The 25,507-nt window shown below is 73.5% G+C and carries 24 protein-coding genes and 1 pseudogene; 14 read left to right on the forward strand and 11 right to left on the reverse strand.

All coding sequences use genetic code 11. The features are described from left to right. Together NCI01_RS09465 and NCI01_RS09470 are read left to right on the forward strand one after the other, a co-directional pair. A pseudogene (locus NCI01_RS09465) lies at positions 1 to 138 on the forward strand (IS481 family transposase); the annotation flags it as partial. A gap of 9 nt (positions 139 to 147) precedes the next feature. Continuing rightward, complete coding sequence (locus tag NCI01_RS09470; protein WP_254181242.1) at positions 148 to 1,236, forward strand: winged helix DNA-binding domain-containing protein; 1,089 nt, start codon at positions 148 to 150, stop codon at positions 1,234 to 1,236. Here NCI01_RS09470 and NCI01_RS22715 read toward each other — a convergent pair. Then, a complete protein-coding gene (locus NCI01_RS22715) occupies positions 1,217 to 1,996 on the reverse strand; it encodes a helix-turn-helix domain-containing protein (RefSeq protein ID WP_254181243.1) in 780 nt (259 codons plus the stop codon). The two genes, NCI01_RS09470 and NCI01_RS22715, sit on opposite strands and share 20 nt — an antisense overlap. A gap of 120 nt (positions 1,997 to 2,116) precedes the next feature. Between NCI01_RS22715 and NCI01_RS09480 the strand changes: the two genes are divergently transcribed. Further along, positions 2,117 to 2,704, forward strand: coding sequence for a maleylpyruvate isomerase family mycothiol-dependent enzyme (locus tag NCI01_RS09480; RefSeq protein ID WP_254181244.1), 588 nt, complete (start codon positions 2,117 to 2,119; stop codon positions 2,702 to 2,704). Here the strand turns inward: NCI01_RS09480 and NCI01_RS09485 are convergent. Then, a complete protein-coding gene (locus NCI01_RS09485) occupies positions 2,697 to 3,197 on the reverse strand; it encodes a HutD family protein (protein WP_254181245.1) in 501 nt (166 codons plus the stop codon). The genes NCI01_RS09480 and NCI01_RS09485 overlap by 8 nt on opposite strands. Further along, positions 3,194 to 5,107, reverse strand: coding sequence for a translation elongation factor 4 (lepA, locus tag NCI01_RS09490; protein WP_372495135.1), 1,914 nt, complete (start codon positions 5,105 to 5,107; stop codon positions 3,194 to 3,196). The genes NCI01_RS09485 and lepA overlap by 4 nt, the downstream gene beginning before the upstream one ends. Positions 5,108 to 5,176: 69 nt before the next feature. Between lepA and NCI01_RS09495 the strand changes: the two genes are divergently transcribed. After that, positions 5,177 to 6,103, forward strand: a complete 927-nt coding sequence (locus tag NCI01_RS09495) for a DMT family transporter (protein ID WP_254181247.1) — start codon at positions 5,177 to 5,179, stop codon at positions 6,101 to 6,103. Here the strand turns inward: NCI01_RS09495 and NCI01_RS09500 are convergent. Beyond that, the gene (locus NCI01_RS09500) at positions 6,079 to 6,609 is read right to left on the reverse strand and encodes a GNAT family N-acetyltransferase (RefSeq protein ID WP_254181248.1); all 531 of its coding nucleotides are present in this window, start codon (positions 6,607 to 6,609) and stop codon (positions 6,079 to 6,081) included. The two genes, NCI01_RS09495 and NCI01_RS09500, sit on opposite strands and share 25 nt — an antisense overlap. 84 nt (positions 6,610 to 6,693) lie before the next feature. On the opposite strand from NCI01_RS09500, the gene NCI01_RS09505 reads away from it, so the two are divergent. The 3 genes from NCI01_RS09505 to rpsT all read left to right on the forward strand — a co-directional run bounded on the left by NCI01_RS09505 (position 6,694) and on the right by rpsT (position 9,038). Next, positions 6,694 to 7,656, forward strand: a complete 963-nt coding sequence (locus NCI01_RS09505; RefSeq protein ID WP_254181249.1) for a phosphotransferase family protein — start codon at positions 6,694 to 6,696, stop codon at positions 7,654 to 7,656. Then, positions 7,653 to 8,597 carry an aminoglycoside phosphotransferase/kinase family protein gene (locus NCI01_RS09510; RefSeq protein ID WP_254181250.1) on the forward strand — a complete coding sequence of 315 codons (945 nt, stop codon included), beginning with the start codon at positions 7,653 to 7,655 and terminating at the stop codon, positions 8,595 to 8,597. The genes NCI01_RS09505 and NCI01_RS09510 overlap by 4 nt, the downstream gene beginning before the upstream one ends. Before the next feature lie 180 nt (positions 8,598 to 8,777). Further along, positions 8,778 to 9,038, forward strand: coding sequence for a 30S ribosomal protein S20 (gene rpsT / locus NCI01_RS09515; RefSeq protein WP_129402005.1), 261 nt, complete (start codon positions 8,778 to 8,780; stop codon positions 9,036 to 9,038). 61 nt (positions 9,039 to 9,099) lie between these two features. On the opposite strand, the gene holA is transcribed toward rpsT, so the two are convergent. The 4 genes from holA to NCI01_RS09535 form a co-directional block, all read right to left on the reverse strand. Then, a complete protein-coding gene (holA, locus tag NCI01_RS09520; RefSeq protein WP_254181251.1) occupies positions 9,100 to 10,086 on the reverse strand; it encodes a DNA polymerase III subunit delta in 987 nt (328 codons plus the stop codon). Between the two features lie 13 nt (positions 10,087 to 10,099). After that, on the reverse strand, positions 10,100 to 12,379 hold the full coding sequence (locus NCI01_RS09525; protein WP_254181252.1) for a ComEC/Rec2 family competence protein: 2,280 nt from the start codon (positions 12,377 to 12,379) through the stop codon (positions 10,100 to 10,102). A gap of 9 nt (positions 12,380 to 12,388) precedes the next feature. Next, positions 12,389 to 13,285: a ComEA family DNA-binding protein gene (locus tag NCI01_RS09530; protein ID WP_254181253.1), complete on the reverse strand. Its 897-nt coding sequence runs from the start codon at positions 13,283 to 13,285 to the stop codon at positions 12,389 to 12,391. 65 nt (positions 13,286 to 13,350) lie between these two features. Next, the gene (locus NCI01_RS09535; RefSeq protein ID WP_254181254.1) at positions 13,351 to 14,208 is read right to left on the reverse strand and encodes a DegV family protein; all 858 of its coding nucleotides are present in this window, start codon (positions 14,206 to 14,208) and stop codon (positions 13,351 to 13,353) included. A 96-nt stretch (positions 14,209 to 14,304) separates the two neighbouring features. Between NCI01_RS09535 and NCI01_RS09540 the strand changes: the two genes are divergently transcribed. Both NCI01_RS09540 and NCI01_RS09545 read left to right on the forward strand, forming a co-directional pair. Beyond that, the gene (locus tag NCI01_RS09540; RefSeq protein ID WP_254181255.1) at positions 14,305 to 15,177 is read left to right on the forward strand and encodes an XRE family transcriptional regulator; all 873 of its coding nucleotides are present in this window, start codon (positions 14,305 to 14,307) and stop codon (positions 15,175 to 15,177) included. Between the two features lie 139 nt (positions 15,178 to 15,316). Further along, positions 15,317 to 16,894: a S8 family peptidase gene (locus NCI01_RS09545; protein ID WP_254181256.1), complete on the forward strand. Its 1,578-nt coding sequence runs from the start codon at positions 15,317 to 15,319 to the stop codon at positions 16,892 to 16,894. A gap of 121 nt (positions 16,895 to 17,015) precedes the next feature. Here NCI01_RS09545 and leuS read toward each other — a convergent pair whose 3' ends face one another. After that, positions 17,016 to 19,493, reverse strand: a complete 2,478-nt coding sequence (gene leuS, locus NCI01_RS09550; RefSeq protein ID WP_254181257.1) for a leucine--tRNA ligase — start codon at positions 19,491 to 19,493, stop codon at positions 17,016 to 17,018. 164 nt (positions 19,494 to 19,657) lie between these two features. On the opposite strand from leuS, the gene NCI01_RS09555 reads away from it, so the two are divergent. Continuing rightward, positions 19,658 to 20,449 carry a hypothetical protein gene (locus NCI01_RS09555; protein ID WP_254181258.1) on the forward strand — a complete coding sequence of 264 codons (792 nt, stop codon included), beginning with the start codon at positions 19,658 to 19,660 and terminating at the stop codon, positions 20,447 to 20,449. Between the two features lie 3 nt (positions 20,450 to 20,452). Here NCI01_RS09555 and NCI01_RS09560 read toward each other — a convergent pair whose 3' ends face one another. Continuing rightward, entirely contained in the window at positions 20,453 to 20,926 is a 474-nt protein-coding gene (locus tag NCI01_RS09560; protein WP_254181259.1) for a DUF4870 domain-containing protein, read from the reverse strand. Positions 20,927 to 21,240: 314 nt separating this feature from the next. On the opposite strand from NCI01_RS09560, the gene NCI01_RS09565 reads away from it, so the two are divergent. The 4 genes from NCI01_RS09565 to NCI01_RS09580 are packed head-to-tail and all read left to right on the forward strand — an operon-like array spanning position 21,241 to position 24,116. Continuing rightward, the gene (locus tag NCI01_RS09565; protein ID WP_254181260.1) at positions 21,241 to 21,816 is read left to right on the forward strand and encodes a helix-turn-helix domain-containing protein; all 576 of its coding nucleotides are present in this window, start codon (positions 21,241 to 21,243) and stop codon (positions 21,814 to 21,816) included. After that, the gene (locus NCI01_RS09570; protein WP_254181261.1) at positions 21,813 to 23,063 is read left to right on the forward strand and encodes an MFS transporter; all 1,251 of its coding nucleotides are present in this window, start codon (positions 21,813 to 21,815) and stop codon (positions 23,061 to 23,063) included. The genes NCI01_RS09565 and NCI01_RS09570 overlap by 4 nt, the downstream gene beginning before the upstream one ends. A gap of 10 nt (positions 23,064 to 23,073) precedes the next feature. Then, on the forward strand, positions 23,074 to 23,835 hold the full coding sequence (locus NCI01_RS09575; protein ID WP_254181262.1) for an SDR family NAD(P)-dependent oxidoreductase: 762 nt from the start codon (positions 23,074 to 23,076) through the stop codon (positions 23,833 to 23,835). Beyond that, positions 23,835 to 24,116: an ankyrin repeat domain-containing protein gene (locus NCI01_RS09580; protein ID WP_254181263.1), complete on the forward strand. Its 282-nt coding sequence runs from the start codon at positions 23,835 to 23,837 to the stop codon at positions 24,114 to 24,116. The genes NCI01_RS09575 and NCI01_RS09580 overlap by 1 nt, the downstream gene beginning before the upstream one ends. Here the strand turns inward: NCI01_RS09580 and NCI01_RS09585 are convergent. Then, complete coding sequence (locus NCI01_RS09585; protein ID WP_254181264.1) at positions 24,109 to 25,503, reverse strand: DUF6226 family protein; 1,395 nt, start codon at positions 25,501 to 25,503, stop codon at positions 24,109 to 24,111. The two genes, NCI01_RS09580 and NCI01_RS09585, sit on opposite strands and share 8 nt — an antisense overlap. Positions 25,504 to 25,507 lie beyond the last annotated feature (4 nt).

The raw sequence follows: 25,507 nt of genomic DNA on the forward strand, positions 1-25,507 counted from the left end.
GAGTACCGCTGCGAAGCCGACCGCGTCGCCGCCTACCCGACCTGGATCCATCACTACAATCACCACCGCGGCCACACCGCGCTCCAAGGCCTCTCACCGGCCGACCGCGTGCCCAACCTCCGTAGGGACAACACCTAGGCTGGCGCCATGCTCACCTGGGACGAGCTGGCCGCCGCGTCGCTGGCCCGGCAGTTCCCCGACGACCCGGGCACGGTGGCGGAGCGGGTGCACGCCGTCGGCGACATGCAGACCCAGACCGCCCGGTCGGCGTTCATCGGCCTCGGCGCCCGCTTCCCCGGGGTCACGCACGCCGAGGTCACCGCGGCCTACGACGCCGGCGAGATCGTGCGCGGGAGCACGATCCGCGGCACGGTCCACACGGCCACGCCCGAGGCCTACACCGTGCTCGCCGAGGCCACCCGCGTCGGCCAGCACCAGCGGTGGGCCCGCATGCTGGGCATCAGCGACGAGCAGCTCGCCGCCCTGTGGGACTCCGTCGAGACCTACGCCCGGGACTGGCGCACGCCCGACGAGCTCCGCGACCACGTCGACGACTGGCTCGGCCGCCACGCGCCCGGCTCGCTCGACGCGGCCGCCGCCGGCCCGGGCCGCTACCTCGGCTTCGCCCACGGCGCGCTGGTCCGCCGGCCGGCCTCGGGCGACCGCTGGGAGGGACAGGGCAAGCCGGTCTACGGCACGTTCGACCGCACCGGACCGGCCGCGCTCGCCGACGTCGTACACCACCACCTCCGCGCGCACGGCCCCTCCTCGCGGCAGGACGTCGCGTGGTGGGCCGGGGTCCCGCTCAAGGCCGTCGAGGAGGGGCTGGCCGGGCTCGACGTCGTCGAGCAGGAGGGACCCGACGGGAGGACGTACGTCGACCTGCCGGACGCCCCGCCGCCGCGCGAGCTGCCGGGGGTGCGCCTGCTCCCGGAGTTCGACGCCCTGCTGTGCGGCTACGACTCCCGGGCCCGCGACCGGTTCGTGACGCCCGACCACCACCGGCGGCTGTGGAACGAGTCCAACGGGATGCTGCTCCCGCCGCTGCTCGTGGACGGCCGGATCACCGGCTTCTGGCGCGCCGCCGGCACCGCGAGGCGCCGCCCGCTCGAGGTGACGTGGTTCGCCCGGACGAGGCGACCGCGCCGGGGAGAGCTCGACGCGCCCGTGGCCGCCCTCGAGGCGGCGCTCGGGATCACCGTCACCGAGGTGACGCTCAGCCGCGAGGCGACCTGACCGGCTGGTCCCCGAGGTAGTCCCCCGGCGTCATGCCGGTGACGGAGCGGAAGTCGTGGGTGAAGTGGGCCTGGTCGGCGTAGCCGAGGTCAGCGGCCACCTGCGCCAGGGTGCCGCGCCCGGCCTTGAGCGCCTCGACCGCGTCGTGCAGCCGGCGGCGCTGGATGAGCCACTTGGGGCTCAACCCGATGCGCTGCTCCACCAGCCGCTGCAGGCTGCGCTCGGACAGGCCGGCCTCGCGCGCCACCTCGTCGACCCGGGTGACCTCCGGGTGGTCGGCCAGCCAGGACACGAGGTGGTTGACCAGGAGCCCGGACGCGTCGACGGGCAGGTGGGTCGCCAGCCACGACTCGAGGTGCGCGATCGCGGCGAGGTGGGCGGCGGGGTCGTGCGGGTCGCGGTGCATCGCTGCGCGCACGTCGTCGACGAGGGTCGCATCGAGCAGCAGGTCGGCCAGCTCGACCCAGGTGTCGGTCACCTCCGCCACCGACCGTCCCAGCAGCAGCCGGCCGGCCGCGGGGCTGAGCATCGTGCCGACCGCCCAGCCGTCCCCCTCGAGCGTCACGCTCGACCGTCCGCGGCTGACCCCGTGGAAGCGGGCGTAGGTGTTGCTGACGACCACCAGGCACACGGGGTGCTGGAGGGTGCTCTGCGTCGACGGCTCGGTGAGCGACCACACGGGGATCCAGTAGCGGTCGACCAGGTCGACGAGGTGCTCGCTCGGCGCGTAGCGGTGGATCGGTGGCGAGGGTCGGCTCACGCCTGTCAGGTGGGCCCGGTCGATCGGGTCCACCGGCCGCGGGCCGCCTCTCCCCGTCGGGCTGGACATGTGTCGGATTATCACAAGCACCACCGACAGCCGTCCTGCCAACCTCGTGACATGACACAGACGCAGACACTCACCACCGACGACCACCTCGCCCTCTTCGCCCAGCGCGCCGACCGTTTCAGCCGGGTGGTGGATGCCGTCGACGGGTCGTGGGACGTCCCGACACCGTGCGAGGGCTGGAGCGCCCGCGACGTGGTCGGCCACGTGATCGAGAGCCAGCGCGACTTCCTCGACCGGCAGGGTCTCGACACCGGTCCGCAGCCCGACCTCACCGACCCGGCTGCCGCGTGGCGGGCACAGCGGGCCCACGTGACGACGGTGCTCGCGGCAGACGGCGTGGCCGCCCGGGAGTACGACGGCTTCTTCGGGCCGACCACGATCGCCGCCACCATCGCCGACTTCTACGGCTGGGACCTCGTGGTGCACGGCTCGGACGTCGCGCGCGCGACCGGGCAGGCGTGGTCGGTCAGCGAGGCGGAGGCCGCCGACCTCCACGCCACGGCGGACGGGTGGGGCCCCGCCCTCTACTCCGAGGGCGTGTGCGCCGCGGCCGTCGAGGTCGGGCCGGAGGCCTCGGTGACCGACCGGCTGCTCGCCCGGCTCGGCCGCGACCCGCGCTGGGAGCCGCCGGTCAGCTGACGCGCTCGAGCGTGACGACCGCGACGGTGCACCTGCCGGCGACCTCGCCGGGCCCCAGCACCAGGCAGCGTGCGTCGGCTCCCGTCAGCACGTAGGCCGCCTGGTCGGCCGCGACGGGGAGCGTCGAGGACCGCCCCAGCTCGAGCACGGTGACGTAGGGCTGGACGAGTTCCGGGTCGACGACCACGTCGAGCACTCTCACCGCTCCCTCCGGCACCGACACGACCGTGGTGGCGTCGCCGGGCAGGGCGAAGGGGCGCTGCGGCTCGACGACGTGCGCCTCGCCGTCGACCTCCAGGTCGAGGACCGGGCCGTCGACGACGGTCAGCAGGTGCCGGAGCCCGGCGGACGTCGCGAACGGGCCGTCGCGCTCGACGTCGACGAGGCTGATCCGCCAGGACTCGTCGTCGGCGGACGCCAGCTCCCGCGTCGTACCACCGCCGTCGGTCCGGGCCTGCGGCCTGACCTCGTCGGCGCGGACGACACGGCTCACTTCTTGCCCGACTTCTCCGTCGGCTGGGTGGTGGACAGGGCGGCGACGAAGGCCTCCGGCGGGACCTCGACGGTGCCGATGTTCTTCATCCGCTTCTTGCCGGCCTTCTGCTTCTCGAGCAGCTTGCGCTTGCGGCTGATGTCACCGCCGTAGCACTTGGCCAGCACGTCCTTGCGAATGGCGCGGATGTTCTCGCGGGCGATCACGCGCGCGCCGATGGCGGCCTGGATCGGCACCTCGAACTGCTGGCGCGGGATGAGGTCCTTGAGCTTGCCGGCCATCATCACGCCGTAGCCGTAGGCCGCGTCCTTGTGCACGATCGCGGAGAACGCGTCGACCGGCTCGCCCTGGAGCAGGATGTCGACCTTGACCAGGTCGGCCGCCTGCTCGCCCGAGCGCTCGTAGTCGAGCGAGGCGTAGCCCTTGGTCCGCGACTTGAGCTGGTCGAAGAAGTCGAAGACGATCTCGCCCATCGGCAGCGTGTAGCGCATCTCGACGCGGTCCTCGGAGAGGTAGTCCATCCCCTCCAGGCTGCCGCGCTTGGTCTGGCAGAGCTCCATGATGGTGCCGATGTAGTCGCTCGGGCTGAGGATCGTCGCCTTGACCACCGGCTCGCGGACCTCGGCGATCTTGCCCTCGGGGTACTCGCTCGGGTTGGTCACCGTGACCTCGGTGCCGTCCTCCATGACCACCTCGTAGACCACGTTGGGCGCGGTCGAGATCAGGTCGAGGTTGAACTCGCGCTCGAGCCGGTCGCGGGTGATCTCCATGTGCAGCAGGCCGAGGAAGCCGATGCGGAAGCCGAAGCCCAGGGCTCCGGACGTCTCGGGCTCGAAGGTGAGCGCGGCGTCGTTGAGCTGCAGCCGCTCCAGGGCGTCACGCAGCGTCGGGTAGTCGTCGCCGTCGATCGGGTAGAGCCCGGAGTAGACCATCGGGTTGGGGTGCTTGTAGCCGCCCAGCGCGTCGGTGGCCCCGTGGTGCTGGCTGGTGACGGTGTCGCCGACCCGTGACTGGCGCACGTCCTTCACGCCGGTGATCAGGTAGCCGACCTCGCCGACTCCGAGGTCCGCGGCCTTCACCGGCTCGGGGCTGATGACGCCGACCTCGAGCATCTCGTGCACGGCGCCGGTCGACATCATCTTGATCCGGTCGCGGTGGGTGAGCTTGCCGTCGACCACGCGGACGTAGGTGACGACGCCACGGTAGGTGTCGTAGACCGAGTCGAAGATGAGGGCCCGGGGCGGGGCGTCGGCGTCGCCGACGGGCGCGGGCGTCTGCAGGACGATCTCGTTGAGGAGCCCGGCCACGCCCACGCCGGTCTTGGCGCTGACCCGCAGCACGTCCTCGGGGTCGCAGCCGACCAGACCGGCGAGCTCGGCGGCGTACTTGTCGACCATGGCGCCGGGCAGGTCGATCTTGTTGAGCACCGGGATGATGTGGAGGTCGGCGCCCATGGCCAGGTAGAGGTTGGCGAGCGTCTGCGCCTCGATGCCCTGGGCCGCGTCGACCAGCAGGATCGCGGCCTCGCACGCCTCGAGGGAGCGCGACACCTCGTAGGTGAAGTCGACGTGACCCGGGGTGTCGATCATGTTGAGCACGTAGGTGCCCGGGTCGGCGCCCTCGTCGTTGTCGGCCGGCACCGTCCACGGCATCCGCACGGCCTGGCTCTTGATCGTGATCCCGCGCTCGCGCTCGATGTCCATCCGGTCGAGGTACTGCGCGCGCGCCGCCCGCTCGTCGACGACCCCGGTCAGCTGGAGCATGCGGTCGGCCAGCGTCGACTTGCCGTGGTCGATGTGCGCGATGATGCAGAAGTTGCGGATGATCGACGGGTCGGTCGAGCCAGGCTGCGGCGCGTTTGTGAGGCTCACGGACTGCTTTCGAGGAGTACGACGGCGGGGTCGGGTCATTCTTCCACGCGTGCTCTGCCCTGCCGAACCGACGGCGCGGCCGCAAGGGATGGGGGCTAGCGTGCACCGGTGACCTCTCGGACCGGCACGACCCTCCCCCTGGTCCCGGCAGCGGCCTTCGTGCTCGTGTGGTCGTCGGGCTACATCTCGGGGCCGGCGGCGGTGCACGCCGCGGCTCCCTTCTCGGTGCTCGCGTGGCGGTTCGTCCTCGCGGCGCTCCTCGCCGCCGCTCTCGCCCTGGTGCTGCGGCGGCCGACCCGGATGGACCGGCGCACCCTGGGCCGGGTCGCGGTCGTCGGCTTCGTGATGAACGCCGTCCAGTTCGGCCTGATGTACGTCGCCTTCGACCTCGGGCTCGGGGCGACGCTGGCCTCGCTCCTCCATGCCCTGAGCCCGGTCCTGACCGCCCTCCTGGCGGCCGCCGTGCTGGGCGAGCGGGTCTCGACGCTCCAGGTCGCCGGCTTCGCCGCCGGCGTCGTCGGGGTGCTCCTCGTGCTGGGCGCGGACCTGGGCCACGCCGGCGGTCCGGTCGCGGTGCTCGTCGGGTGCCTCAGCATGCTCACGCTGAGCCTGGGCACCCTCGGCCAACGCTGGATCGGCGCGCAGCCCGACCTGCTGTGGTCGGCGGCGGTCCAGTTCGCCGTGTCCGCTCCCCCGCTGCTGGTGCTCGGGTGGACCACCGAGGGGGTCTGGCCGGTCACGGACACCCGGCAGGCGGTCGTCTCCGTGCTGTTCCTGGCCGTCGTGAACTCGATCGTCGGCCTGATGCTGCTGGCCCTGCTGGTGCTGCGCGGCGGGTCGGGCGCGGCGGCCAGCCTCTTCTTCCTCAGTCCACCGGTCACGGCCGTGCTGGCCTGGCTCGTGCTCGACGAGACGCTGTCGCCGCCCCAGCTCGTCGGCCTGGTGGTCGCGGTGGTCGGGGTGGGCGCGGCCACCCGCACGCGGCGTACGCCGGTGCCGGCGCCGGGCCCTCAGGACCCGGTCGGCACCCAGTAGCGACGCTTGACCCCGCGCACGTCCTCCAGCACCCCGCCCGCGGCCTCGATGACGCGCACGGAGCCGACGTTGTCGGTGTCGCAGGTGACCAGCGCCGGGTCGATCCCGAGACCGTGGGCCCACGGCAGCGCGTGCTGCAGCATCGCGGTCGCGTGCCCCTCGCGCCGGCGCGACGGGCGGACGTCGTAGCCGATGTGCCCGCCCACGTCGAGGAGGAAGTCGTTGAGCCGGTGCCGGATCGCGATCCGACCCAGGTAGGCGTCGCCCTCGACCCACCACAGCGTCGTGCACGGCACGTGGAAGTCCGGTCGCGGGCTGTCCTCGTCGGCGTCGGCCCGGACCGCCTCCACGAAGGCGGCGAAGGCGTCCTCGTCCTTCCAGCCCGGGGCGTGGCCATCGATCCACGCAGCAGTCTGGCTGAGCTCGACGCCCTCGGCGACGAACTCGTCCATCGCCTCGAGGAACGACGTGCGCACGGACGGGGTCGGGAGGACGAGCGCAGGCATGGGACCAGTCTGGCGGCAGCCCCCGCGCCCCCGTCCACCGGATATCCGGTCGTGGCGCGAGCGGGCGTGGGGAAGGATGCCGCCATGGCCCGCACCCCGTCGATCGCCCCCTACCCCGTGCCGCACGACAACACCGCGCGCCGACTGGAGTGGCCGTTCCTGCCACCGAACCTGCGGTCCTACATCGAGCGCAAGTGCGGTTCGCCCGTCGCGACGGCGATCTCCCAGACGAGCGGGTTCACCCCCGGCTTCGCGTCGGTGCTGGTGTGCGAGGACGGCTCGCACCACTTCGTGAAGGCGGCCTCGACCAAGGCCCAGCGGGTGTTCGCCGACTCCTACCGCGAGGAGGCCCGCAAGCTCGCCGCCCTGCCGCCCGACGTCCCGGCCCCCAGGCTGCTGTGGCACCTCGACGACGACTGGGTCGTGCTCGGCATCGAGCACGTCGCCGCCCGGCCCCCGCACCGGCCGTGGGGCGCCGACGACCTCGACGCCGTCCTGGACGCGCTCGAGCAGGTGGCCGACGCGCTCACCCCGCCGCCGGCCGGGCTCGACCTCGACACTGCGGAGGCCGACTTCGCGCCGCTGCTGGAGGGCTGGACCTCGCTCCGCGAGAGCCGTGCCGACCTCGACCCGGCCCACCTGGCGGAGGCCGAGGCGCTGGCCCGCCGCTACGCCGAGGTCGTCGGCGGCGACACGCTCGTGCACACCGACGTGCGCTCCGACAACGTCCTCATCGACGCCGACGGACGGGCGCTGGTCTGCGACTGGAACTGGCCCGTGCGCGGTGCCGCCTGGTTCGACTCCTTCGCCGCGCTGATCGGACCGCGCGGCGAGGGCATCGACGTCGACGCGGTCATCGCCGGGCGCCGGCTGCTGCGCGACGTCGACCCGGAGGCCTTCGACATCAACCTCGCGCTCTACGTCGGCTACTTCTTCACCCAGTGCGAGCTGCCGGTGCCGCCGACCTCGCCGCACATCCGCGACCACCAGCGCTGGCAGGGCGAGGTGTGCTGGGACTGGCTCGCCGAGCGGCGGGGCTGGTCGTGACAGCGCCGCGCGCGGTCGGCGTACGTCTCACCTACGACGCCGTCCCCGCCGCGGTCCGCACCTGGGTCGACGAGCAGCTCGGCTCCCCCGTCGTCGGCACGGCCGAGCAGGTCGGCGGGATGTCGCCGGGGTGCGCGACACGGGTGACGTGCGCCGACGGCACCCGCGCCTTCGTCAAGGCGGTCGGCGCCGAGCTCAACCCCGACACACCTGACCTGTTCCGCCGCGAGATCGGCGTGCTCCGCCACATCGGCGAGCACGAGCTCTGGGCTCGGCTGCTGGCGTCGTACGACGACGGGGCGTGGGTCGCGCTGCTGATCGAGGACGTGGAGGGGCGCCACCCCGACTTCACCGACCCCGCCGAGCTCGACGCCGTGCTCAGCGGCGTCGACCGGCTCGCCGACGTGCTGCAGCACCGCGACGTGCCGCCGTCGGTCGACCTGGTCGACGTGGCGGCCGTCCTCGGCAAGTGGGCCGACTCCCTGTCCTCCCTCGCCGAGGCACCCGACGCCACGCCGGTGCCCCGCTGGCTGCGCTCGGACCCCGACGACTGGGCGGGGGTGCTGCGCCGGCAGGCCGGCCTCCCGATGCCCCACGTCGCCCACTGGGACGTCCGCGTCGACAACCTCCTGCGGCGCCCGAGTGGCGAGGTGGTCTTCCTCGACTGGGGAGCCGCGGCGCGGGGCCCGGCGTGGGGTGACCCGCTGCTGGCCCGCCTCGAGCGGGTCGACGACCCGTGGTTCGACGCGTCCGCGGCATCGTGCCCCGCGCTCGCGGAGGCGGGCGAGCAGGTCGTCACCGCCGTCCTCGCCGGCCTCGGCGCGCACCTCGCGGTGCGCTCGGTGGTCGCGGTCGACGTCAACCTGCCGACGCTCAACGATTTCCGTATCCGCGAGTCGCGGAGGATGCTGGAGGCTGTCGCCCGACGCAGCGGGCGATGACCCGTTCCCCGAGCGCTCAGGCGATTTGGGCGCCCACGCGGCGTGACGGTAGTGTTTCTCCCTGCATGTCCGGCGCCCGACCCTCTCCGTCTTGATGGCAGGGGTTGCCTGGCAGCCGACAAGCACGAGACTTTCCCATTCCGGTCAAGCCCTGACGGTCGAGCACTCAAGGATCCACACGTGGCGAACATCAAGTCCCAGATCAAGCGCAACAAGCAGAACGAGAAGGCGCGCCAGCGCAACCAGGCCGTCAAGTCGCGCCTGAAGACCGCTGTGCGCAAGTTCCGCGAGCTGTCCGAGGCCGGCGACAAGGACGCTGCTGCGGCCGCCGGTCGCGACGCGATGAAGGCTCTCGACAAGGCCGCCTCGAAGGGCGTCATCCACGCCAACCAGGCTGCCAACCGCAAGTCGTCGATCGCCAAGAAGACCGCCTCGCTCTGACGCGCACCTTCACCTCCGACACCCGCCCTCGTGGCGGGTGTCGTGCATTTCAGGGGCCCCGTCAGCGCCCGTCGCGCAGGCCCGCGACGGTCAGCACGAGCCGCTCGAGCGTGTAGGACGCGTCGTGGGCCTGGCCCTTGATGTCGGCGTCGGCGTGGGCGACCGCGCGGACCGCGGCGGCGATGCCCTCCGAGCTCCACGAGCGTGACTGGTCGCGCACGGTGCGGACCTTCCAGGGAGGTACGCCGAGGTCGCGGGCGAGGTCGGCGTCGCGGGCGCCGCGCGGGGCGCCGAGGTAGCGGCCAAGGCTGCGCGCGGACGCCGCCATCGCGGAGGTGACCAGCACCGGGGAGGTGCCCGAGTCGAGCGCCCAGCGCAGCTCCTCGAGGGCCGCGGCGCGCCGGCCGGCGAACGCCGCGTCCGCGACGGTGAACGACTTGGCCTCCGCGCGGCCGCCGAAGTAGCGCTGGACCTTCTCGACGGTGAGCGGCTCGCCGTGGAAGTCGTTGGTGAGCTGGTCGGCCGCGGCGGCCAGCGAGCGGAGGTCGGTGCCGACCGCCTGCACGAGGAACGCGGCCGCCTCGGCGTCGATCCGTGCTCCGTGCGAGGCGACCTCGGAGGTCACGAAGCCGGTCATCTCGCTCGGCCTGACCTCCTCCGACTTCACCTCGGTCACCGCCGACAGCTTGCGCAACTTGGTGAGCACGCCGCTGCCCTTCTGCCCGCCCGAGTGGACGAGCACGAGCGCCACGTCGTCGGCGGGCGCCGCGCAGTAGGCGAGCAGGCCGTCGACGGACTCGTCGGGCAGGTCCTCGAGCCCGCGGACGACGACGCACCGGATCGAGGAGAAGAGCGACGGCGCCGACATCTCGCCGAGGGACGCCAGGGTCAGCTCGGAGGCCATCGACTCGGCCAGCTCGGCCTCGGGGTCATGGGCCCGCACGGCGTCGCGCACCGAGGCGACGGTGCGCGCGGAGAGGTATTCCTCCTTGCCCGTCACCAGGACGACGTGGCCGAGGACCTGCGCGGCGGAGGGAGTGCGAGCCATGGTGGGGCCAACACTAGTCGCGGGCGACGACACCGAGCTCGCCGTCCCGGGCCACCACCACCACGTCACCGGAGATGTCCGTGCGCCACACGTCCGCGCCGGCGGCCGAGAGCGCGGCCAGCAGGTCGGGAGCGGGGTGTCCGTAGTCGTTGTCCTCGCCCACCGACACCAGCGCCAGCCGCGCGCCGAGCGAGGTCAGCCAGTCGAGGTCCTGGTGCCGGCTGCCGTGGTGGGGCACCTTGAGCACGTCGACCCGCAGCCCGGTGAGGTCGCGGGCGAGCGCGGACTGGGCCGACGGCTCCACGTCGCCGGTGAGCAGGACCCGCACGCCGGCGACCTCGGCGACGAGCACGACGCTGGCGTTGTTGGGCGCGCTCTCGCCCGGGTCCGTCGGCCCGGCGCCGGGTCGGGGCCACACCGGCTGGAGCGTCACCTCGCCCATGCGGCGGGTGAGCCCGTACGTCGCCGGCACCGGCTCGCGGCCGACCGCGCGCCCGACCTCACGCCCGACCTCCATGGCACCCTCGACCGGGTCGAGCAACCCGGTGCCCTCGACCTCCCCCACGTCGCGGCCGTCGAGCACCCCGGCCACCCCACCCACGTGGTCGGCGTGGAAGTGCGTCAGCACGAGGAGGGGCACCGAGCGGACCTCGAGCCGGTCGAGGCACGCGTCGGTCGCCCCCGGGTCGGGGCCGGCGTCGACGACCACCGCGGACGCGGGACCGGAGCGCAGGACCAGGGCGTCGCCCTGCCCGACGTCGCACATCGCGAGCACCCAGCCCTCCGGCGGCCAGCCGGGGGACGGCGGACGGACCAGCATCACCACGACGAGCAGACCGGTGCAGGCCAGGGTCGAGCCGGGACGGCCGAGCACCCGCGGCGCGACCGGCACCGCGAGCAGGCACAGCGCCGTGAGCACCGCGAGCGAGGCGGGCGACGTGCCCCAGCCGACCGCGGCGGTCGGGATGCCGGCGCCCCAGCGGGCGACCGTGATGATCCAGCCCGCCGACCACGCCGCCGGAGCCGCGACCACGACCCCGAGCGGGGCCCAGACCAGGCCCAGCAGCCCGCCGGACAGCCCGAGCACCGTCGCCGGCGCGACTGCCGGCGCAGCCAGCAGGTTGGCCCCCACCGCGACCAGGCTGACCTCGCCCGAGAGCGCCGCCACGACCGGGGTGCAGGCCACCTGGGCCGCCAGCGGCACCGACACCGCCTCGGCGACCCAGCGCGGCGTCCACCGCATCAGCGCGTCGCGCCAGACAGGGGCCAGCAGCAGGATCCCCGCGGTCGCCAGGGCCGACAGCGCGAACCCCGCCGTCACGGCGAGCCGCGGCCAGACCAGCAGCAGCCCGAGCACCGCCACGCCGAGGCCGCGCACGCCCCGCGACCGGCCGTTGCGCCCCATCCCGACCAGGGCGACGGAGCCCATCGCCGCGGCGCGCACGACGCTCGGCTCGGCGCGCGCGGTCAGCACGAAGCCGACGATGCCGAGAACGCCCAGGGCGTAGAGCCAGGGGCCGCGCACCCCGACCCAGCGGCCGAGGACGAGCAGGAACCCCACCACGAGCGTCAGGTTGGTCCCGCTGACCGCGAGCAGGTGCGTCAGCCCGGTCGTGCGGAAGTCGTCGGCGAGTTCGGGGTCGAGACCGCCGTCGTCCCCGACCACCAGGGCCGGGACCAGCTCGCGCGCGTCGGCGTCGCGCCCGGCGACCGCGGCGCGCACCGAGCGTCGTACGCCCGCCGCGGCGTCCCACCACACGTCCGGCTCCGCCACGACGCTCGGCTCGCCCGTGGGGCGGACCAGCGCGGCCACGTCGCCGTCGCCGGGCACCAGCCGCGCCGTCGTCTCCAGCGTGGTGCCGAGCGGCAGCCGGGGCCAGTCGGCGTCGGCCATCACCACGACGGGCGCGGTGAGCGACCACGCGCTCCCCCGGCCCTCGACCCGGGTCACCGACGCGCGGACCACCTGCAGGTCGCCGTAGCGGCCGCTCACGACGCGCACGTCCGAGGTCAGCTCGAGCTCGAGGCCGACGACCGCACCCTCGTCGGCGAGCGCTGCGAGGGGTGACGTGGTGAGCAGCACGTGCTGGAGGGCGGCGACGCCTGCCACCGCCACCAGCGCCCCGAGCGGGCCGAGCCATGCGAGCGACCACCACCGCCGGAGCACGCCCGTCCCGACGACCACGACCGCCCCGACGACCGACGCGAGGGCCGGCCACCCGGGCAGGAGGAGCACGACGAGGGCGCCCGTCCACGCGCCGAGGCCGAGGGCGACCGCGCGAACGTCGGGCACGACCGCCGGTCAGAGGGTGACGAGGGGGGCGAGGTCGGCGAGGGTGGCCTCGCCGATGCCGTCGACCTCCAGCAGCTCCTCGACGGAGGTGAAGGCGCCGTTGGCGTCGCGCCAGGCCAGGATCGCGTCGGCGGTCACGGGCCCGACGCCGGGCAGCGTGTCGAGGGCGGCCTGGTCGGCCGTGTTGAGGTTGACCAGCGCCTCACCGCCGGGGACGGGTCCGTCGACCGTGCCGGCGACGCCCGCCACCGGGGCGACCCCGACGAGGATCTGCTCACCGTCGATGACCGGACGCGCGAGGTTGAGCGAGGTCAGGTCGACGCCGCGCCGGGCACCGCCCGCCGCGTCGAGGGCGTCGACGACGCGCGACCCGGCCGGCAGCACCGCGATGCCGGGACGTCGCACCTTGCCCGCGACGTCGACCACGAGCTCCCCGCCGGGGTCGGCCCCCTCGGACGCCCCGGGTGCGCCCGGTGGCCCCGACGACACGACCGGCGCGAGGGGCTCGGTCGTCGCGGCCGACTCGGAGGCCGCGGGTGCGACCGGGACGGCACGGGCCTGGTCGCGCACCGCCCACCACGCTGCCAGCCCGACGGCGAGGGCTGCCACGACGGCCACGACGGCGAGGTGCACCGGCCCGAGCTGCAGGCCACCGACCCGCAGCCGACGCGAGGCGTGGCGCCCGGGCACCGGCGGGACGACGGGGGCAGCGGCAGCGACCGGCACGGCGTCGGGGCGCTCGCGGACCCGGGTGTGCCCCCACGCCGCACCGTCCTGGCCCGACGGGTCGGCCGGGTCGGATGGGTCGGATGGGTCACCACGCACGGCGGCGAGCTCGGCGCTCAGCGTCGCCAGCCGCCGCGACACCGCCTCGGCGTGCTCGGAGGACGACTGGGATCGGCGCATGCCTCCACGCTAGGAACGCGCGAGCCCCGTCGACAGGGGCGACCGGCAATCTGTGGACAGGGGCGTCAGGGGCGCGGAGCGACGCAGACCGCGACCATGCCGGGACCGACGTGCGCGCCGAGCACCGCCCCGAGCTCGCCGCACATCACCTCGCGGCCCTCCAGGCCCGCGGCCAGCCGGTCGGTCAGCACGGCGGCGAGCTCCTCGGCCCGCCCGGCGTTGGCCAGGTGCGACACGCACACGTCCACCGGCTGGTCGCCGGCCGCCTCGACGGCCAGCTCGGCGAGCCGGGCGAGGGCACGCGACGCCGTACGGACGCGCTCACGTGGCGCGACGCGGCCCTCAGCGATCTCGAGCAGGGGCTTGACCGACAGCGCGCTGCCGAAGATCGCGGCGGCGGCGCCGATGCGCCCGCCGCGGCGGAGGTACTCGAGCGTGTCGACGTAGAACAGCGACGTGGCCGCCTGCCCGCGGGCGAGCGCCGCCTGCGCGGCCTCCTCCGCCGTCCCGCCTGCGTCCAGCACGTCGGCCGCGGTCAGGGCGGCGTAGCCGGTGGCGATGCCGACCTGGCTCGAGTCCACGACGTGCACCGGCACGTCGACCTCCAGGGCGGCGAGCTGAGCGGACTCGAAGGTGCCGCTCATCTCACCGGACAGGTGCACCGACACGATCTCGTCGGCGCCGTCCGCCGCCAGGGAGCGGTAGAGCTCGGCGAACAACGCCGGCGCGGGCCGCGAGGTGCTGACCGGCACGAAGTCGCGGAGCGCCTCGGCGACGACGTCGGGCGTGGCGCCCTCAGGTCCCTCGTCGAGCACCCGGGCGCCGATCACCACCTGCAGCGGCACGACCCGGATGCCGCGCTCCTGCGCCACCTCGGGGGGCAGGCTCGCGGTCGAGTCGGTGACGATGACGGTGCCGGACACATCCCGAAGACTAATGACTACCGACGCACGCACCGACGACTGCTCGGTGCCCGTACGCTCCTTGCGAGGCGTGGTGGCCTCCGGTTGGATGTCCGGATGCCTGACCGGCCCGAGCGCTTCGCCGACGCACTCCGGACCGCCATCGAGGCCCGGGGCCTGGGTCTCGACCGGATCACCGAGCACCTCGCCCAGCGCGGGGTGTCGGTCAGCGCCGCAACTCTGAGCTACTGGCGATCCGGCCGCAGCGAGCCCGGGCGGAGGTCGTCGCTGGCGGCCCTGCCGCACCTCGAGGACGTCCTCGGCCTGCCCTGCGGCAGCCTCACGGCCACCCTCCCCACCACCCCCGGGCGCACCCCGCGTCACGCCGTCCGCGGCCTCGACGCCCTGTGGCCGGAGGAGCCGCACTCGGCCGTCCTCGGGCGGCTGGACACCAGCTGGGACACCGACCTCGCGCGCGTCTCGGTGCACGACGTCCTGCGGCTGGGGCCCGACCGACGCCAGGTGCGGCTGACCGTCCGGCAGGCGATGCGGGCGCGCGCCGACGGGCCCGACCGGCGCGTCGTGATGCACTCCCAGGACGACCTGGGCGCCGACCTGCCCGAGATCCGGCCCGTGCGCGGCTGCGCGCTGGGTCGCGTGGAGCGCGACCCGGAGGCGGGCGTCGTGGGCGCGGAGCTGCTCTTCTTCCGGCCGCTGCGCCGCGGCGAGACCGTGATCGTGAAGTACGACGTCGTCTCCCCCGCCCCCGGCCCCCGGGAGCGCGAGTACACCCGGCGCCTGCGCCTGCCGATGCGCGAGTACCTGCTGGAGGTCGCATTCGACCGGCGCGCGCTCCCCGAGAGCGTGTCGGCCTTCACCGGGGGCCGTGAGCAGCCGATCGCGCTGGACGAGGACCGCCGGGCGCACCTGGTCCACACCGACACCGCCCCGGGCACCACCGGGATCCGCTGGAGCTGGCCGAGCCGCTGAATTGAGCGGCTGAGCCGGGCGCGAGTCCGAGCGCGAGTCCGGGCGCGAGTTAAGTGTTAAGCGACGCCTGCCCCTTGCCCGCGAGCGCGTCGGCCGGTCAGGGTCAGCCTCGTCCATCTGTCTCGGGAAGGATCCATCGATGACCCATGCACGCCCCCGACCGGCGGCAGGCCTGATCGCCTCGCTCGCCGGTGCCGCACTCGCCCTCAGCCCGACCGCCACCCACGCGGCCGGCCAGGAGGAGCCCCAGGAGGCCCCGCAGGCCTCCGCCGCCGACGACGGCCTCGCGCCGGTCCTCGGCACCGCCGCCGACGACCACTACATCGTCGTGCTCGACAAGGACGCGCCCGGCCGGAGCCTGCGCGCCGCCAAGGCGGACGTGAAGCAGGAGGGTGCCAGCGTCACCCACACCTACACGTCCGTGCTGGACGGGTTCGCCGCCCGGCTCAACGACAAGGCCCTGGCCGCCCTGCGCAACAACCCCAACGTCGCCTACATCGAGGCCGACCAGCCCGTGCAGCTCTCGGCGACGCAGACCCCGGCGACATGGGGCCTGGACCGCACCGACCAGCGCGACCTGCCGCTCGACAACGCCTACACCTACAACGCGACCGGCGCGGGCGTCACCGCCTACGTCATCGACACGGGCGTGCTCGCCACCCACACGCAGTTCGGCGGTCGCGCGGTCTCGGGCTACACCGCGATCAACGACGGACGCGGCACCACCGACTGCAACGGCCACGGCACGCACGTCGCCGGCACCGTCGGCGGGTCGACGTACGGCGTCGCCAAGGGCGTGCGCCTGGTGGCCGTGCGGGTGCTCGACTGCAACGGCAGCGGGTCCAACTCCGGCGTCATCGCGGGCGTCGACTGGGTCACGCAGAACCACACCGCCGGCTCGCCGGCCGTGGCCAACATGAGCCTCGGCGGCGGCATCTCCTCGGCGCTCGACACCGCCGTCTCCAACTCGATCGCCGACGGCGTCACCTACGCCCTGGCCGCCGGCAACGACTCCGGCGCCAACGCGTGCAACAGCTCCCCCGCCCGCGTCGCGGCCGGGCTGACCATCGGGTCGACGACCAGCACCGACGCCAGGTCGAGCTTCAGCAACATCGGCTCGTGCCTCGACATGTTCGCCCCCGGCTCCAACATCACCTCGGCGTGGCACACCGGCACGTCTGCGACCAACACCATCAGCGGTACGTCGATGGCGACCCCGCACGTCGCCGGCGCCGCGGCGCTCTACCTGCAGGGCAACCCGTCGGCCTCCCCCGCGACCGTGGGCAGCGCGCTGATCGCCAACGCGACGCCCAACAAGGTCACCAACGCCGGCACCGGCTCCCCCAACCGCCTGCTCTTCGTCGGCACCGGGGGCACCACCCCGCCGCCGGACCCGACGCCGACCACCTGCAGCACCATGCCCGAGACCGAGACCGGGTCGCTGACCACGGGTGGCGTGTCCTACCACCCCGGCACGAGCGACTACTACAGCTCGGGCGCGGGCACCCACGTCGGCTGCATCTCCGGCCCGGCGAGCACCGACTTCGACCTCTACCTGGAGAAGTGGAACGGCTCCACCTGGGTCGTCGTGGCGCAGGGGGTCAGCAGCACCTCGGAGGAGAAGATCACCTACACCGGGACCTCGGGCTACTACTCGTGGCGCGTGGAGTCCTACTCCGGGTCGGGCAGCTACACCTTCGGCCTCGACCGGCCGTGAGGCGCGCCGACCGGCCCGCCTGACGCAGGCCGACCCGGCCTGACCCAGCCTGACGACGTGCGACGACCGACCCCGCAGCAGTGCCGCGGGGCCGGTTCGTCGTACGTGGATCGCGACCGGGTCAGACGACGATGTTGACCAGCTTGGGCGCGCGCACGACCACCTTGCGCACGGTCGCGCCGTCGATCGCCCGCTGCACGCCGGCGTCGGCCAGCGCGGCCGCCTCCAGGTCGGCGTCGCTGATGTCGGGTGCCACCTCCAGGCGGGCCTTGACCTTGCCCCTGACCTGCACGACCGCGGTGACCGAGTCCTCGACCAGCAGCGCCTCGTCGACCTCGGGCCACCCGACCCGGACGACGGTGGGCTGGTGGCCGAGCCGCTCCCACATCTCCTCGGCCGTGTAGGGCGCGACCAGGGACAGCAGGATCGCCACCGCCTCCGTCGCCTCGCGCACCGCCGGGTCGGCCGGCCCGCAGCCGGAGTCGATGGCCTTGCGAGTCGCGTTCACCAGCTCCATCACCCGGGCGACCATGACGTTGAAGCGGTAGGTCTCGACCAGCTCGGCCGCGTCATGCACGGTGCGCGCGGTCGTACGCCGCAGCGCGAGGTCGCCGGTCGTGACGTCCACGCCCGGGGCCGAGGTGACGTCGCCCGACAGGCGCCAGGCCCGCTGGAGGAAGCGCAGCGATCCGTCCGGCGACATGTTGGCCCAGTCGATGTCGTCCTCGGGCGGGCCGGCGAAGACCAGCGTCAGACGCACCGAGTCGACCCCGAACGCCGCCAGCTGCTCGCCCAAGTTGACGCCGTTGCCCAGGGACTTGCTCATCTTCTTGCCCTGGTTGATCACGAAGCCCTGGTTGAGCTGGGCCGCCCACGGCTCACGGAAGTCGACCAGGCCCATGTCGTTGAGGACCTTGGTCATGAAGCGGCCGTAGAGCAGGTGCAGCACGGCGTGCTCGACGCCACCGACGTAGAGGTTGCACGGCATCCACGCGTTGACCTTGTCGCTGTCGAACGCCTGGGTGTCGTCGTGCGGCGAGCAGTAGCGGAACATGTACCAGGACGAGTCGACGAAGGTGTCCATGGTGTCGGTGTCGCGCGTCGCGGGGCCGCCGCAGGTCGGGCACTCGACCTGGACCCAGTCGGTCGCCCCGCCCAGGGGCGAGGTGCCCTTGGGCTTCAGGTCGGCACCGCGCAGGTCGGGCAGGGTGACCGGCAGCTGGTCGGCGGGGACCGGCACCTCACCGTCGACCGGGCAGTGGATGATCGGGATCGGCGGGCCCCAGAAGCGCTGGCGGCTCACCAGCCAGTCGCGCAGGCGGAAGTTGACCGTGCCTCGTCCCAGGCCCTTTCGCTCCAGGTAGGCGATCGTCGTGGTCTTGGCCTCCGCGACGCCCATCCCGGACAGGTCGATCTCGTCGTTGGCGGAGTTGATCGCCGGACCGTCTCCGGTGAAGGCCTCGCCCTCCCAGCCCTCGGGCGGCTGGACCGTGCGGACGACCGGCAGGTCGAACGCCTCGGCGAACTCCCAGTCGCGTTGGTCCTGGCCGGGGACGGCCATGATCGCACCGGTGCCGTAGTCGGCCAGAACGTAGTCGGCGGCGTACACCGGGATGCGGGTACCGGTCAGCGGGTTGGTCGCGTGCACGCCCAGGAACACACCGGTCTTGGCTCGGTCGGTGGCCAGCCGGTTGATCTCGGTCTCCTTGCGGACCTCGACCAGGTAGTCCTCGAGCGCCGGTCGCTGCTCCTCGGTGACCAGCTCGGAGGCCAGCGCCGCGTCGGCCGCCACCACCATGAAGGTTGCGCCGAACAGCGTGTCGGGACGCGTCGTGTAGACGGTGACCGGCTCCTCACGGCCCTCGACGGCGAAGTCGACGTGCGCACCCTCGGAGCGGCCGATCCAGTTGCGCTGCGCCGTGACGACGCGGTCGGGCCAGGTCGTCTCCAGCTCGTCCAGGCTGTCCAGCAGCTCCTGGGCGTAGTCGGTGATCTTGAAGTACCACTGGGTCAGCTCCTTCTTGGTCACCTCCGCCCCGCAGCGCTCGCACATGCCGCCGACGACCTGCTCGTTGGCCAGGACCGTCTGGTCCTGCGGGCACCAGTTGACCGGGCTGTTCTTGCGATAGGCCAGGCCTCGCTCGTACAGCTCCAGGAACAACCACTGCGTCCAGCGGTAGTAGCCGGGGTCGGAGGTGTTGAAGGTGCGCGACCAGTCGAACGACGCGGCGTACCTCTTGCACGACTCGATCGAGCGCGCGATGTTGGCGCGCGTGTAGGTGTCGGGGTGCTCGTCGTTGCGGATCGCGGCGTTCTCCGCGGGCAGGCCGAAGGAGTCGAAGCCCATCGGGTTCAGCACCTCGTAGCCGCGCTGCCACCAGTAGCGCGCGACCACGTCGTGCAGCGCGAACACCTCGGCGTGCCCCATGTGCAGGTCGCCGCTCGGGTAGGGGAACATCGTCAGCGCATAGCGCTTCTCGCGCGGGCTGTCGTCGTCGGCCCGGAAGGGCTGCAGCTCCTCCCAGACGCGCTGCCACTTCGTCTCGGTGGCCTCGATGTCGTAGGTGGTCTCGCCGTGGGTGCTCTGCTCGGGGTTCATCTCTCTCGCTCCTGTGTGTCCGGCTCCCGACATGAAAAAACCCCTCACGCATGGAGGGGTGCCGCGATGACTGCCTGGACGGTGAGTCAGCGCGGCTGTCGAAGAAGCAGGATCTGCGACCGCATGCGCCCATGGTAGCGCCTCCGGCGTCGCATACTCATCCCGTGCCCGACGCCAGTCCCGACCAGACCGACCAGCCGGACCTCAGCCGCTACGACGACGTCCTCGCCTTCCTCGCCGCGCTCCCCGACCGCGTCCCCGCGCTGCGGGTGGTCGTGGTCAACGGCTCGGCGGTCACCGGCGGCTGGGACGAGCACTCCGACCTCGACGTCGAGGCGTGGTGCGACGGCGAGGCCGCGGCGTCGTACGACGCCCTCCTGGGCCTGGCGCGCGACGAGCTCCCGGTCGACCACGTGTGGGAGCTGCCGGAGGCGACGTGGCCCACGGGGCGGCAGTGCTTCGTGCACCTGCAGCCCGACGCGGCGGACCTGAGCCGGCCGACCCGGCTGCTCGACGTCGTCGTCCAGACCATGCCGGAGCGGCTGACGATCGACGCCCGCCGCCACGGCGTACCGCTGGTCCTTCACGACCCGGGCGGGCTGCTGGTCCTGGAGGACGACGACGAGGCGCAGATGCAGGCGCAGCGCGCGCAGGCGGTGGAGCAGACGGCCGCGCGGCGGCAGACCGGGGCGTGGCTCGTGGAGCGGGCGATCGCGCGCGGCGACCTGGCCGAGGCCACGTCGCTGCACCTGCGCTTTGCCGTCGAGCCGCTGGTGCGGCTGCTGCGCATCGAGCACTGCCCGGCCCGCCACGACTTCGGGCTGCGCTACCTGCGCACCGACCTGCCCCCGGGCATGGCCGAGCGGGTCGAGGCGCTGCTGCCCGGGCCCGACCTGGCGGCCCGGGCCCGGGCGGCGTTCGCCTGGCAGGACGAGGTCCTGCGCAGGCTCACGTGAGGGTCAGCGCACGATCTGCGGCGTGAGCGGCGGGCTCCACCACTCGCCGTTGTAGGCCTTGACCGCGCCGATGACGTGCAGGATGCCGGCCACGACCGGGGGCACGAGGAAGACCGGCAGGAAGACGACGAAGCCGATGCCGAGGGTGATGACGCCGAGCACCACGTAGAGCACCGCGGCGACCACGAGCCAGATGAACATCGAGATCTGGACGTTGATCGAGTTGGCGGCGTGGGCGCGGACGAAGGGCCCGCGGTCCTTGTAGACGACGTAGACCGCGATGGACGCCAGGAACCCGAGGAAGCCGGCCGAGCAGATCATCGCGACCACGGCGCCGGCGTGGCTGATCGCGCCCCACGTGCGCTCGTCCTGCGGCGACATCGTCGTCGGGGTCGCGCGGTAGGCGCTCTCCGGCTGCTGGCCGTAGGCCCGAGTCGGCTCGTCCTGGTGCGGGTCGGTGGGGTACTGGTCGGACATCTCACTCACTCCTTCGCGGGCCGGGTGCCCGCGCCTTGTCGATGACAAGCCAAGCACGCGGGGAGGCGGGATTCATCCCCTTCCGGGGTCGAGCCAGGGTGCCCTCAGGGGTGGGTCCGGGCGCTCTCCCCCGCCCCCCGGCCCCGGCGCGGGGTAGTCAAGGGTCAGATGGTCCTGTCCGGCCCCCAGCACGACCACCTCACCCTTGACTACCCCTCCCAAGGCGGGCAGACACCACGGCCCACCACCGCCCAACAAGTGTTTGACAGTACGCCGCGAGACGGCGCACACTACTGTCCAACAACCATTGGAGGGTGGAAGTGGACGAGACCGATCCCCAGGCCGTGGCCCGGCTGCGCGCGACCGCGCACCCGGTCCGGCTGCGCATCCTGTCGCTGCTCACCGCCGAGGCGATGAGCGCCGCCGAGGTCGCGCGCGCGCTCGACCTCACGCACGCCAACGCGTCCTACCACCTGCGCCAGCTCCAGGACGTGGGCGAGCTCGTGGTGGAGAGCGAGGAGAAGATCCGCGGCGGGGTCGCCAAGCGCTACCGCTACGACGCGACGCGGGAGGTCGCCGACCGCTCCAGCCAGGTCGACGACCGGATCGCCTACGCCCGGGCCAACGCCATGGAGGTGGAGCGCCGCCTGCACGAGGCCACCCGCGGCTCGGGCTCGTCCAGCGACCTCGAGGCGTGGGTGCCGGTGGAGACGTGGCACCGGGCCCTCGACCTCCTCCACGAGGCCTCGCACCTGCTGCACGCCGCCGCCCGTCCCGCCGGCACGCCCGACACCGTGCACGTCAGCGTCACGCACAACGCCTTCACCATGACCGGTGGCCTCGAGGGCGAGGCCGCTCGCTGGGTGCCGCGAGAGGAAGACGAACGATGACCTGGTCCGCCGCGGTCGCTCCCCTGCGCAACCGCAACTTCGCGTGGTACTTCGCCTCGCGCTTCGTCAACACGCTCGGCAACATGATGGCGAGCATCGCGCTCGCGTTCGCCGTCCTCGACATCACCGACTCCCCCACCGCGCTCGGCCAGGTGCTCGCCGCCCACACGATCCCGATGATCGCGCTGCTGCTCTACGGCGGCGTGATCGCCGACCGCCTCCCGCGCACCCTGGTCCTGCAGTTCTCCAACCTCGCCTCCGCGGTCAGCCAGGGCGCCATCGCCGTGCTGGTGCTGACGGGCGAGGCGGAGATCTGGATGCTGGTCGCCCTGTCCATCGTCCACGGCGTCGTGTCCGGCGTCGGGTTCCCCGCGATGGCCAGCGTCCTGCCGCAGCTGGTGGAGCGCTCGGACCTCCAGCCGGCCAACGCCCTCGTGTCCCTGACCCGCAACGGGATGATGGTGCTCGGGCCGACGGTCGGCGCCCTCCTGGTGGTCTCCGTCGGCTCGGGCTGGGCACTCGCCGTCGATGCCGCCACCTGGCTGCTCGCCGCGCTGCTGCTCACCCCCGTGCGCCTGCCCGCCCGTCCACCGCGGGGCGAGGCGCCCGACACCATTCGCGAGCTCCGCGAGGGCTGGTCCTTCTTCTGGGCCACACCGTGGCTGTGGATCGTCGTCGTCGGCTTCGGCGTGCTCAACGCGATCCACGCGGGCGCGTGGTTCACCCTCGGACCGGCGGTCGCCGACGACACCATCGGTCGGCAGGGCTGGGGGTACGTGCTGTCGGCCGAGGCCGCCGGCCTGCTGCTCACGACGGTCGTCCTGCTGCGCGTACGCCTCGAGCGGCCCCTGCTGCTGGGCATGCTGGGCGTCGCCATGATGGCGCCGCCGCTGCTCCTGCTCGGCGTCTCGCCCCACCTCGTGGGCCTGGTCACGGCGGCCTTCCTCGCGGGCGCCGGCACCGAGGTCTTCGGCATGGGCTGGAACCTGGCGATGCAGGAGAACATCGAGGACGGCATGCTGTCGCGCGCCTACTCGTACGACGCCCTGGGCTCGTTCGTCGCGATGCCCATCGGCCAGCTCGCGTTCGGGCCGCTCGCCGTGGCGTTCGGCTTCCAGCCCGTGCTGGTCGCCTCGGCCGTCGCCTACGTCGCCGTCGTCGCGCTGGTGCTCTGCTCGCGCTCGGTCCGTGACCTGCCGCGCGCACCGGCGACCCCCGCGACGCAGGTGACGAGCGGCACGTCCTAGGGTCCCGAGCATGAGCGTCATGGATCTCTTCCGCCTCGACGACAAGGTCGTCATCGTCACCGGCGCCTCCAGCGGGCTGGGCGTCGCGTTCGCCCACTGCTTCGCCGAGGCCGGCGCCGACGTCGTGCTCGGAGCGCGCCGGGTCGAGAAGCTCGAGCGGGTCGCCGACTCCGTCCGCTCGACCGGCCGGCGGGTGCACACGGTCGCGACCGACGTCGCCGACCCCGACCAGTGCCAGCGGCTCGTGGACGAGGCGATGGCGAAGTTCGGCCGGGTCGACGTGCTCGTCAACAACGCCGGTGTCGGCACTGCCGTCCCGGCCACCCGCGAGACGCCCGAGCAGTTCCGCTCCGTCATCGACGTCAACCTCAACGGCTGCTACTGGATGGCCCAGGCGTGCGGCCGCGTCATGCAGCCCGGGTCGAGCATCGTCAACATCTCCTCGATCCTCGGCCTCACGACCGGCGGCCTGCCGCAGGCGGCGTACTCCGCCTCGAAGGCCGGCCTCGGCGGGCTCACCCGCGACCTCGCCCAGCAGTGGATGGGCCGCAAGGGCATCCGCGTCAACGCCCTCGCGCCGGGCTTCTTCTCCTCGGAGATGACCGCCACCTACCCCGAGGGCTACCTCGACAGCGTGATGACCCGCGTCCCGGCCGGCCGCAAGGGCGACCCGCGCGAGCTGGCCGCGACCGCGGTGTGGCTGGCGTCCGACGCGGCGGGCTACGTCACCGGGCAGACGATCCCGGTCGACGGCGGGCTCACCATCGCCTGATGTCCCACGGGGACTACAAGGCGTTCTTCGCCGCGGCCTGCGCCGGGGACGTCGACCTCGTCGAGCACCACCTCGACGCGGGCGTGGACGTCGACTTCATCCATCCCGAGCTGCAGTCGACCGCACTGGTCGCGGCCATCGAGGAGGGTCACGACGACGTCGCGGTGCTGCTCCTCGACCGCGGGGCCTCCCCCACGCTCCGCTCGCCGCTCGAGGGCGCGACACCGCTCGAGGCGGCGCTGGCGGCCGGTCTCGACGGGGTGGTGGCCCGGCTCAGTTGACCCAGGGCTCGCCCGCGACGACCCCGTCCGTACGCCGTCCTGCCGCGGCCTCGGCCAGCCAGCGCTCGGCGTCGCCCTCGGCGACGCCGCCGGTAGCGCTCCACCCGTCCAGCGACCGACGTACGACGCGGTCGCCCCGGCGCACGACGTACACGCCGCCGCTCAGGGCGAGGACGAAGGCGTTGTCGAGGGTGTCCAGCAGGTCGGCCGAGCCGGTGTCGCAGGCGTCGCAGCCGCAGTCGGGCTGGAGGCCGAGCACCTCGGCCGGCTGCCCGACGCCGACCTGCACGAACGCCTCGTCCGCCTGCCGCGAGGGTCCGATGCCGACGGCGATCGGCTGGGTGCCGGGTCGTCCCTCGACGACCGTCTCCCGGCTCGGCACGATGACGCGCTCGCCCGCCCACTGCACCGACGGCGGGTCGACGGCGCGCGCGGCGCCGAGGCCGCTCGCGACGATCGCCTCGACCCAGGCGTCGGCCCTGACCGCGAGCAGGCGGTACTTGTCCGGGTCCGCGCAGCGGGAGTACTCCTCGTCCAGTGGCGGGCTCCCGTCGGGGCGCGGGGCGGGCCAGTCGGCGAGGTCACCGCGCAGTCGCTCGAAGGCCGCGTCGACCGCGGGGAGGAGCGCGGTGGCGGCGAACCGGCGTCGGTCCGGACGCGTCGACACCTCGACCTCGTCGAGCACGAGGGTGGTCGCCTCACCGTGGGCGGTCGCAACGACGACCGAGACCGGTGGCTGCGCCTCGTCGCTCTCGAACCGGACCCACACCGCCTCGTCGGCATGCTCGGGCTCGCCGAGCGGAAGCAGCGTGACGGAGACCCCGTCGCGGTCGGGGAACACCCGCCGCGGGAAGTGGCGGTCACCCGTGAGACCCAGCGCCACCAGCAGGGCGGCGACACGGTCGGGGTCGGACGGCGTCAGGGAGACCCACTCGAGCACGGGGCCGTCCGCAGGGCCCGCGGGCATCGGCGTGGTCCACTCGATCAGGAACGGGAGCGACCCGTCGTACGGTCCCGGGCCGACGTCGCAGACGCGCCACTCGAGCAGCTCGCCGGCCGGGGTGCGGCGCGAGCCGGGCACCGGCGGGTCGGGCTCGAAGCCGGCCGCGAGCAGCGCCGTGCGTGCCTCGTCGAGGTCGTCGACCGCGACCGCCCAGGAGATCGGGCCGCGCGCCGCGCGGACCCGGTCCAGCCAGGGGTTGGACTCCTCGGACCCGGCCGCGATCAGCTCGACATAGGCCGGCGCCGGCCCGCGGACGAGGACGTTCTCCGTGCCGACCGGGTGCGCTCCCCCGCGCTCCGCCGCCAGCCCGGCCGCACGCCAGCGGTCGGCCGCCTCGTCGAGGTCCTCGACGGCGACGACCAGGTGGTCGAAGCGGGCCCGCACCGGG

The sequence above is a fragment of the Nocardioides pinisoli genome (assembly GCF_024199985.1).
Lineage (GTDB): Bacteria > Actinomycetota > Actinomycetes > Propionibacteriales > Nocardioidaceae > Nocardioides > Nocardioides pinisoli.